This window comes from Leucobacter celer subsp. astrifaciens (assembly GCF_001273835.1).
Classification (GTDB): Bacteria; Actinomycetota; Actinomycetes; order Actinomycetales; family Microbacteriaceae; genus Leucobacter; species Leucobacter celer.
Genome location: NZ_JHEI01000166.1, coordinates 1 through 372 on the forward strand (window position 1 = coordinate 1; position 372 = coordinate 372).

At 73.7% G+C, this 372-nt stretch carries 1 pseudogene; it reads right to left on the minus strand.

The features are described from left to right. Positions 1 to 132: 132 nt before the first annotated feature. Positions 133 to 372: pseudogene (locus AMS65_RS19855) on the minus strand (LLM class flavin-dependent oxidoreductase); the annotation flags it as partial.

Genomic DNA, 372 nt, shown 5'->3' on the forward strand with positions numbered 1-372 from the left:
CCACGCAGGTGAGCGACGCGGTGACGAACAGCACGAGCACGAGCGAGATGAGGGAGCGGGCGATGCGCCACGCGACCCGAGCAGCGGTGCCCGCACTCGCGCCGAGGCCGACGCGGGTCAGTACGGCCGCGCTCACGCGGGCACCCGCTCGCGCGCGCGTCCGATCGGAGCCTCGGGCTCCGGGATGCCGTAGTGCCCACGCAGGGTGGTCGCCTCGTATGCCTCGCGGAAGAGGCCGCGCTCGCGCAGGATCGGCACGACGCCGTCCACGAGCGCGTCGAGCTGATCGGGCACCAGTGGCGGCATCAGCGTGAAACCGTCGGCGGCGCCCGCGGCGAACCAGGTTTCGGGCTCGCCGGCGAACTGCTCGAC